Genomic DNA, 9,001 nt, shown 5'->3' with positions numbered 1-9,001 from the left:
CCGGCGGCCGGGCGGTCAGGCGGTGACTGGGACCGGGGCGGCGGCGTCGGTCGGGGTGGCCTGGGCGGCCGGCGCGACCGGGCGGCGTTCCCGGGTGGACCACTGCACCGACAGGGCGGCCAGCAGCACCAGGCAGGAGCCGAGCATGTGCGCGCCGACCAGGAGCGCCGGCACGTGGGTGAAGTACTGCACGAAGCCGATCAGGCCCTGGCTCAACTCCACGGCGACCAGGATGATCGCGGCCCGGGTGGCGCGCTGCGCACCGACGGCGCGGAACGCGAATATCAGCGCCACCGAGAGACCGATCAGCAGGAAGACCCCGTCGGCGTGCACCTGGGAGATCGTCTCCGGGTCCAGGCCGTTGCGGGCGGCGCCGTGGTCGCCGGCGTGCGGGCCGCTGCCGGTCACCCAGGTGCCGACGACCAGCACGGCGACGGTGACGCCGGTGGTGATCCGGGCCAGCGCGCGCAGCGGCGTGGGCACCACGGCCACGGTCGGGCCGTCGGGGTCGCCGACGCGTCGCCAGAGGGCGTACGCGGCGGCGATCACCGCCATCGAGGCGAGGAAGTGCAGCCCGACCACCCACGGGTTGAGGTTGGTGAGCACGGTGATGCCACCGATGACCGCCTGGGCGGGGATGCCCAGGAAGACCGCGACGGCCAGCGCGAGGAGCCCGGGTCGGCGGGGCCGGTGGGCCAGCACGGCCAGCACGGTGGCCAGCGCGATCAGACCCACCGCGAAGGTCAGCATCCGGTTGCTGAACTCGATCACCCCGTACACGCCCATCTCGGGCGTGGTGACGTAGGAATCGTCGGTGCACCGGGGCCAGGTGGGGCAGCCGAGGCCGGATGCGGTCAGCCGGACGGCCCCGCCGGTCACGACGATGCCCACGTTCGCGATGATCGAGGCGAGCGCGAGGCGGCGCAGCAGGATGCCGGAGACCGGACGGACGATTCGGTTCACGGCGCAAATCCTACGCACCGTAGTGATCGAGGTTCGTCCGACTCTGCCGGCTCGGTGGTTCGGATCACCGGGGCCCGGGTTTGCGACCCTCCGGGTAATTACGTAACGTTGGCGTTGTGAAAAACGCGGCGGCGCTCTCCGGGCACCAACCGACGGCCGTACCGGCCCTCGGTGCGCCCGTTGCCGTGCCCGCCGTGACCACGTCGGCCGGCCTCGCCGGGCCGGCCGTGTCCGAGATCTCCACCCGGGATCGGGTCACCCAGTTGCTGCTGGAGCAGGGTGCCACCACCGCCGCGCAGCTCGGCGCGGCGCTCGGGCTCAGCCCGGCGGCGATCCGCCGGCACCTGGACGCGATGCTCGCGGACGGTGACGTGTACGCCCGCGAGCAGACCGTCCAGGGCAGTCGCGGTCGGGGGCGCCCGGCCAAGGTGTTCCTGTTGACCGAGGCCGCCCGGGTCCGCTGTGGCACACACCACTACGACAACATGGCCACCGCCGCACTGCGCTGGATCGCCCGTAGCGGCGGTTCGGACGCGGTCGAGGCGTTCGCCACCGAGCAGGTGTCCGCTCTCGAGTCCCGTTGTCGGACGGCCATGGAGGACGCCGGCGACGACCCTCTCGCCCGAGCCGAGGCACTCGCCGCAGCGCTCACCGCCGAGGGTTACGCTGCCAACGCGACCACGATCGCCTCCGGCGGCCAGCTCTGTCAGCACCATTGCCCGGTGGCGCACGTGGCCGCCGAGTTTCCCCAGCTGTGCGAGGCCGAGACCGCGGTTATCTCCCGTCTGGTCGGCACCCACGTGCAGCGTCTGGCCACCATCGCGCACGGCGACGGGGTGTGCACCACGCACATCCCGACCCAGCCGGGCCGCGCTCAATCCGGTAATCCCGTCACCACTGTGAGGACAGATAGATGACCGAGCAGATCGTCCAGCCCCTGACCCAGGAAGAGCAGCTCGCCGCCCTGGGCCGGTACGAGTACGGCTGGTCCGACCCGGACGCCGCCGGGGCGGTCGCCCAGCGCGGCATCAACGAGGCGGTGGTGCGGGACATCTCTGCCAAGAAGAACGAGCCGGCGTGGATGCTCGACCTGCGGCTGAAGGGCCTGCGGCTGTTCGGCCGTAAGCCGATGCCGGCCTGGGGCGCGGACCTTACCGGGATCGACTTCGACAACATCAAGTACTTCGTGCGGTCGACCGAGAAGCAGGCCACCAGCTGGGAGGACCTGCCCGAGGACATCAAGAACACCTACGACCGGCTGGGCATCCCGGAGGCGGAGAAGCAGCGGCTGGTCGCCGGTGTCGCGGCGCAGTACGAGTCGGAGGTCGTCTACCACAAGATCCGTGAGGACCTTGAGGAGCAGGGCGTCCTCTTCCTGGACACCGACACGGCGCTGCGCGAGCACGAGGACGTCTTCAAGGAGTACTTCGGCACGGTGATCCCGGTCGGCGACAACAAGTTCGCCGCCCTGAACACCTCGGTGTGGTCCGGTGGCTCGTTCATCTACGTGCCGAAGGGCGTGCAGGTCGAGATCCCGCTGCAGGCCTACTTCCGGATCAACACGGAGAACATGGGCCAGTTCGAGCGGACGCTGATCATCGTCGACGAGGGTGCGTACGTGCACTACGTCGAGGGCTGCACCGCGCCGCTCTACTCTTCCGACTCGCTGCACAGCGCGGTCGTGGAGATCATCGTCAAGAAGAACGCGCGCTGCCGCTACACGACCATCCAGAACTGGTCGAACAACGTCTACAACCTGGTCACCAAGCGCGCCGTCTGCCACGAGGGCGCGACCATGGAGTGGGTCGACGGCAACATCGGCTCCAAGGTGACCATGAAGTACCCGGCGGTCTACATGACCGGCGAGCACGCCAAGGGCGAGGTGCTCTCGGTGGCGATGGCCGGCGAGGGTCAGCACCAGGACGCCGGCGCCAAGATGGTGCACGCCGCGCCGCACACCTCCTCGACCATCGTGTCGAAGTCGATCGCCCGTGGCGGCGGCCGCACCTCGTACCGGGGTCTGGTGCAGGTGCTGGAGGGTTCGCACCACAGCCGCAGCACGGTCAAGTGCGACGCGCTGCTGGTCGACACCATCTCCCGCTCGGACACCTACCCGTACGTCGACATCCGTGAGGACGACGTGTCGATGGGGCACGAGGCGACCGTCTCCAAGATCAGCGACGACCAGCTCTTCTACCTGATGAGCCGGGGCCTGAGCGAGGACGAGGCGATGGCCATGATCGTGCGCGGCTTCATCGAGCCGATCGCCAAGGAGCTCCCGATGGAGTACGCCCTGGAGCTCAACCGCCTGATCGAGCTTCAGATGGAGGGCGCGGTCGGCTGACGCCGCCGCTCCCCGTGGCGGGCCGAAACCTCGGCCCGCCACACCCGGCCCCAACTCGTCGTCACGGAACAGACAGACCAAGGAAGACATGACTACCCAGGCTTCCGCGCCGCCCAGCACCAAGTCGCAGGCGCTGCGCTCGTACGACGTCGCCGACTTCCCGGCCCTCACCGGCCTGGAGGAGGAGTGGCGTTTCACCCCGCTCAAGCGCCTCCGCGGTCTGACCGGCGACGGCTTCAGGTCGCTGCGCGGCGCCAGCCGCGCCGAGCTGGAGTCGTCGGACGAGGCGCCGGCCGCGACCGGCGCGGTCCGACACGAGTACGGCGACCTGCCCGAGGGCGTCGCCATCACCCGGGTCGGCCGTGACGACGAGCGGATCGGCAGCGTGCTGACCCCGGTCGACCGGGTCAGTGCGCTGGCCTACGGCGCCGCCGCCGACGCCCTGCTGCTGCGGGTGGCCCCCGACGTGGTGCTCGGCGAGCCGGTGCGGCTGCGGGTGGTCGGCGAGGGTGTCGAGCAGCCGTCGTTCGGTCACACCTTTGTCGAGGTGGGCCGGTTCGCCGAGGCGACAGTGGTGCTGGAGCACGTCGGTTCGGCCACCCTGGCCGACAACGTCGAGGTCGCCGTGGCCGACGGCGCGAAGCTGACGCTGGTCACGATCGCCGACTGGGCCGACGACGCGGTCCAGGCCCAGCACCTGAAGATCAAGCTGGGTCGGGACGCCAGGGTCATCCACATCCAGGTGTCCCTGGGCGGCGACCTGGTCCGGCAGTTCACCAGCGTGGAGTACACCGGGCGCGGTGGTGAGGCCGAGCTGTACGGCGTGTACTTCGCCGACTCCGGCCAGCACCTGGAGCACCGGCAGCTGGTCGACCACAGCGTCCCGGACTGCCGCAGCTACGTCGGCTACCGAGGCGCTCTGCAGGGCGAGAGCGCGCACACCGTCTGGGTGGGCGACGTCCTCATCCGGGCCGAGGCGACCGGCACCGACACGTACGAGATCAACCGGAACCTGCTGCTCACCGACGGCGCGCGGGCGGACTCCGTACCCAATCTGGAGATCGAGACCGGCGAGATCGCCGGCGCCGGCCACGCCAGCGCGACCGGCCGCTTCGATGACGAGCAGTTGTTCTACCTGATGGCCCGGGGCATTCCGGAGAGTGAGGCCCGCCGGCTGGTGGTCCGCGGTTTCTTCGCCGAGCTGATCAACAAGATCCCCGTGGAGCCGCTGCGCGAGAGCCTCGGCGACGCGATCGAGGCCCGGCTGACCAAGGCGGGCGCCTGATGATCCGGATCTGCTCCACCGAGGACGTGCCGAAGGGCACCGCGATCAGCGCGGACGTCGACGGCACGCCGATCGCCCTGGTGCACGGCGAGGACGGCGGCTTCTACGCCGCGTACGACGAGTGCTCGCACGCCTCGGTCGCGCTCTCCGAGGGTGAGGTCGACGGCTGCACGCTCGAGTGCTGGCTGCACGGCTCGCGCTTCGACCTGCGCACCGGCGAGCCGACCGGCCTGCCCGCCACCGAACCCGTCCCCGTCTACCCCGTCGAAGTCCGCGACGGCGACATCTACCTCAGCCTGACGCCGAGTAATGGAGTGACCCGATAATGAGCACCCTGGAGATCCGCGACCTGAAGGTGTCGGTCAAGCTGCCCGAGGGTGAGCTCAAGCCGATCCTGGCCGGCGTCGACCTGACCGTGAAGTCGGGCGAGACCCACGCGATCATGGGCCCGAACGGTTCCGGCAAGTCCACCCTGGCGTACTCGATCGCCGGTCACCCCAAGTACGAGATCACCGGCGGCACGGTGACTCTCGACGGCGAGGACGTGCTGGCCATGACGGTCGACGAGCGCGCCCGCGCCGGCCTCTTCCTGGCCATGCAGTACCCGGTCGAGGTGCCCGGCGTCTCGGTGGCGAACTTCCTGCGGACCGCGAAGACCGCCATCGACGGCGAGGCGCCGAAGCTCCGTACCTGGGGTGGCGAGCTGCGCGGCGCGATGGAGCGCCTCCAGATGGACCCGGCGTTCGCCCAGCGCAACGTCAACGAGGGCTTCTCCGGTGGTGAGAAGAAGCGGCACGAGATCGTCCAGCTGGAGCTGCTCAAGCCGAAGATCGCGATCCTCGACGAGACCGACTCCGGTCTCGACGTGGACGCGCTGCGCGTGGTCAGCGAGGGCGTCAACCGGGTCCGCGACAACGGCGACACCGGCGTGCTGCTGATCACCCACTACACCCGGATCCTGCGCTACATCAAGCCGGACTTCGTGCACGTCTTCGTGGCTGGCCGGATCGTCGAGCAGGGCGGCCCGGAGCTGGCCGACAAGCTTGAGGCCGAGGGCTACGAGCGGTACGCCGCCGGGGCCGGCACGGCCAAGGCCTGAGCGGGAGAGGCGCTGCCGAGATGACCAGCATCGCGATCCCCTCGGGGATGCCGCAGTACGACGACGTGCCGCGTTTCGACGTGGCCCGGGTGCGCGCCGACTTCCCGATCCTCGGTCGGGAGATCAACGGTCACCCGCTGGTCTACCTCGACAGCGCCAACACCTCGCACAAACCCCGTCAGGTGCTCGACGTGCTCGACGAGCACTACGCGCGGCACAACGCCAACGTGTCGCGCTCGGTGCACACCCTGGGCACCGAGGCCACCGAGGCGTACGAGGGGGCGCGGGCGAAGGTCGCCGCGTTCATTCACGCGCCCAGCACCGACGAGGTGGTGTTCACGAAGAACTCCACCGAGGCGATCAACATCGTGGCGTACGCCTTCTCGAACGCCTCGCTGCGCCCGGACGCCGACAGTCGTTTCCGGCTCGGTCCGGGCGACGAGGTGGTGATCTCCGAGATGGAGCACCACTCGAACATCGTCCCGTGGCAACTGCTCTGCGAGCGGACCGGCGCGACCCTGCGCTGGTTCCCGGTCACCGACCAGGGTCGGCTGGACGAGTCGGGCCTGGAGGATCTGGTCACCGAACGGACGAAGATCGTCTCGCTGGTGCACATGTCCAACATCCTCGGCACGGTCAACGCCACCTCCCGGATCACCGCGCGGGTCCGCGAGGTGGGCGCGCTGCTGCTGCTGGACTGCTCGCAGTCGGTGCCGCACCTGCCCATCGACGTGGTCGACCTGGACGCCGACTACATCGTCTTCACCGGCCACAAGATGTGCGGTCCGACCGGCATCGGCGTGCTCTGGGGTCGAGGTGAGCTCCTGGCGGCCATGCCGCCGGTCTTCGGCGGCGGCTCGATGATCGAGACGGTCACCATGGCCCGCTCGACGTTCGCGGCGCCACCGGCCCGCTTCGAGGCGGGCACCCCGCCGATCGCCGAGGCGGTCGCGCTCGGTGCGGCGGTCGACTACCTGACCGGCATCGGGATGCAGGCCATCCAGTGGCACGAGAAGGAGCTGACGGCGTACGCGCTGGACGCTCTCGGCTCGGTGCCGGACCTGCGGATCTTCGGCCCGACCGTGCCGGTGGGCCGGGGCGGCACCATCTCGTTCGCGCTGGCTGACGTGCACCCGCACGACGTGGGTCAGGTGCTCGACTCGCTCGGCGTGCAGGTGCGGGTGGGCCACCACTGTGCCAAGCCGGTGTGCAGCCGGTTCGGTGTCCCGGCCATGACCCGGGCCTCGTTCTACCTCTACACCACCACCGAGGAGATCGACGCTCTGGTGGCCGGTCTGGAGCAGGTGCGGAAGGTGTTCGACTGATGCAGCTCGACCAGCTCTACCAGGAGATCATCCTGGACCACTACAAGCGCCCGCACGGGCGTGGCCTACGCGACGCCGACGACTCGGCTGACCGGGTCGCGGAGGCGCACCACGTCAACCCCACCTGCGGTGACGAGGTCACCGTCCGGGTGGCCACCGACGGCACGGTGCTGCACGACATCTCGTACGACGGGATGGGCTGCTCGATCAGCCAGGCCTCGGCGAGCGTGCTGCACGAACTGCTGCGCGGTCGCGGCGCTGGGGAAGCATTCGAGGTGCACGAGGCGTTCGTGGAGTTGATGTCCGGACGTGGCCAGGTCACGCCGGACGAGGACGTGCTCGGTGACGGGGTTGCTTTCGCGGGCGTGGCCCGTTACCCCGCCCGGGTCAAGTGCGCGCTGCTGCCGTGGATGGCGTTCAAGGACGCCGCGGCACGCGCCGGTGTGGGCGTGAGCCCGGAGGTGAAGGCGTGACGCTGCGGCAGCGAGCGAAGGACACCGTGGTGCCTTGTGGCATCACGAAGCGATGCGGAGGGACGGCATGAGCGAGAACACCGCTACTGAGGCGACGCCGGAGGCCGGTGACACCACCGTGGTGCCGCAGACCGACGCCGCGACGACCGACGGCACCGGTGACGCCGTCGCCCCTGCGGGCGGCGTCAGCAAGGCCATGATCGCCGACATCGAGGAGGCGATGAAGGACGTCGTCGACCCGGAACTCGGCATCAACGTGGTCGACCTGGGTCTGGTGTACGGCGTCCACGTCGATGACGAGAACGTCGCCACCCTGGACATGACGCTCACCTCGGCGGCCTGCCCGCTGACCGACGTCATCGAGGACCAGACCCGGCAGGCGCTGACCACCGGCCCCGGCGGCGGCCTGGTCAACGACATCCGGATCAACTGGGTGTGGCTCCCGCCATGGGGTCCGGACAAGATCACTGACGAGGGTCGGGACCAGCTCCGTTCCCTCGGCTTCAACGTCTGACCCGACTCCGTTCCACCTTCGTCGAGCGCGGTGCCCGTTTGGGTGCCGCGCTCGATCTGTTTCACGTCGACGTGAACAAGTAGTGGAACGGATCGTTCCGGTCTGCTAGTCTGATTGCAGAACGGAGCGGAACATTCCGTTCTCAAGTGAGCGGAGGCGCTCACCTGACGGGGTCGGCGGAGAGGGTCGGGACAATGGGTGAGATGGCAGCTGGACAGTGGCGGATCGTGCTCGACGAGGCGCACAAGGCGCTGCGGACGACCGCCGAGGGAATCCCGGCCGACGCCTGGGACCTGACCACCCCGTGCGAGCGGTGGACGGTCACCCAGGTGCTCCAGCACGCGACCGGTGACCAGATCGCCTTCGCGGCGGCGATCGTCGGCGGGGCGGGGCCGACGGAGGACCCGTTCGCGCCCTCCGGTCGGATCGAGGGTGACAAGCTGGCCGGGCTGCGCGCGGCCCTCGACGCGTCCGCCCACGCCTGGGCGGGCGTCGCCGACGACGACCCGCAGGTACGGACGCCGCTGCCCCTGGGTCCCCTGCCGGCCCAGGTGGGTGCCGTCGCGTGCGCCCTCGACGCGGCGGTGCACGCCTGGGACATCGCAGTGGCCACCGGTCAGCCGTCCCCGCTCCACGACGACCTGGCCCGCCCCCTGCTGGAGGTCGCCCGGCAGATCGTCGAGCCGTTGCGAAACTACGGCGCGTACGCCCCGGCGCTCGACGCCGGTGCGGAGGCCGACGACGTCAGCGCCCTGCTCTCCTACCTCGGCCGCGACCCCCAGTGGCCCGGCGTCCGGCCCTGATCGGTCGGCCGGCTCGCGCCCCGCGCCAAGATCGCGCCCCGCGCCAAGATCGCGCCCCGCGCCAAGATCGCGCTCGATCATTGAAGTAGTGGCCTCGGCGCGTCGCCGAGGCCACTACTTCCTGGTTCTAGCACGATCTTGGCGCGGGGCGCGGGGCGCGGGGCGCGGGGCGCGGGGCGCGGGGCGCGGGGCGCG

Annotated in this window: 10 protein-coding genes; 9 read left to right on the top strand and 1 reads right to left on the bottom strand. The window is 70.1% G+C overall.

The genetic code is table 11. The features are described 5' to 3' along the window. Positions 1–15: 15 nt before the first annotated feature. Positions 16–981, bottom strand: coding sequence for a COX15/CtaA family protein (locus tag PSH25_RS04060; RefSeq protein WP_238657716.1), 966 nt, complete (start codon positions 979–981; stop codon positions 16–18). Between the two features lie 98 nt (positions 982–1,079). Here PSH25_RS04060 and PSH25_RS04055 point away from each other — a divergent pair, with 98 nt between their 5' ends. From PSH25_RS04055 to PSH25_RS04015, 9 genes are all read left to right on the top strand, one after another. Continuing rightward, positions 1,080–1,880: a helix-turn-helix transcriptional regulator gene (locus PSH25_RS04055; protein ID WP_372492708.1), complete on the top strand. Its 801-nt coding sequence runs from the start codon at positions 1,080–1,082 to the stop codon at positions 1,878–1,880. Then, positions 1,877–3,307: a Fe-S cluster assembly protein SufB gene (gene sufB, locus PSH25_RS04050; protein ID WP_091403689.1), complete on the top strand. Its 1,431-nt coding sequence runs from the start codon at positions 1,877–1,879 to the stop codon at positions 3,305–3,307. The genes PSH25_RS04055 and sufB overlap by 4 nt, the downstream gene beginning before the upstream one ends. Positions 3,308–3,395: 88 nt before the next feature. Further along, the gene (gene sufD, locus PSH25_RS04045; protein WP_238657715.1) at positions 3,396–4,592 is read left to right on the top strand and encodes a Fe-S cluster assembly protein SufD; all 1,197 of its coding nucleotides are present in this window, start codon (positions 3,396–3,398) and stop codon (positions 4,590–4,592) included. Continuing rightward, the gene (locus PSH25_RS04040) at positions 4,592–4,918 is read left to right on the top strand and encodes a non-heme iron oxygenase ferredoxin subunit (protein WP_091403693.1); all 327 of its coding nucleotides are present in this window, start codon (positions 4,592–4,594) and stop codon (positions 4,916–4,918) included. Before sufD ends, PSH25_RS04040 begins: the two co-directional genes overlap by 1 nt. Next, positions 4,918–5,691 carry a Fe-S cluster assembly ATPase SufC gene (gene sufC / locus PSH25_RS04035; RefSeq protein WP_112677399.1) on the top strand — a complete coding sequence of 258 codons (774 nt, stop codon included), beginning with the start codon at positions 4,918–4,920 and terminating at the stop codon, positions 5,689–5,691. The genes PSH25_RS04040 and sufC overlap by 1 nt, the downstream gene beginning before the upstream one ends. 20 nt (positions 5,692–5,711) lie before the next feature. Further along, on the top strand, positions 5,712–7,016 hold the full coding sequence (locus PSH25_RS04030) for a cysteine desulfurase (protein WP_238657714.1): 1,305 nt from the start codon (positions 5,712–5,714) through the stop codon (positions 7,014–7,016). Continuing rightward, positions 7,016–7,489 (top strand): Fe-S cluster assembly sulfur transfer protein SufU, encoded by a 474-nt coding sequence (gene sufU, locus PSH25_RS04025; protein WP_238657713.1) that lies wholly within the window; start codon positions 7,016–7,018, stop codon positions 7,487–7,489. Before PSH25_RS04030 ends, sufU begins: the two co-directional genes overlap by 1 nt. 67 nt (positions 7,490–7,556) lie before the next feature. Continuing rightward, positions 7,557–8,003: a metal-sulfur cluster assembly factor gene (locus tag PSH25_RS04020; protein WP_238657712.1), complete on the top strand. Its 447-nt coding sequence runs from the start codon at positions 7,557–7,559 to the stop codon at positions 8,001–8,003. Between the two features lie 203 nt (positions 8,004–8,206). Beyond that, on the top strand, positions 8,207–8,806 hold the full coding sequence (locus PSH25_RS04015) for a TIGR03086 family metal-binding protein (RefSeq protein ID WP_238657711.1): 600 nt from the start codon (positions 8,207–8,209) through the stop codon (positions 8,804–8,806). Positions 8,807–9,001 lie beyond the last annotated feature (195 nt).

Origin of the sequence: Micromonospora foliorum (assembly GCF_022229015.1) — a bacterium.
GTDB classification, from domain to species: Bacteria; Actinomycetota; Actinomycetes; order Mycobacteriales; family Micromonosporaceae; genus Micromonospora; species Micromonospora foliorum.
Note: the sequence above shows the minus strand (reverse complement) of the source record. Positions and strands in the feature narration are given on the sequence as shown.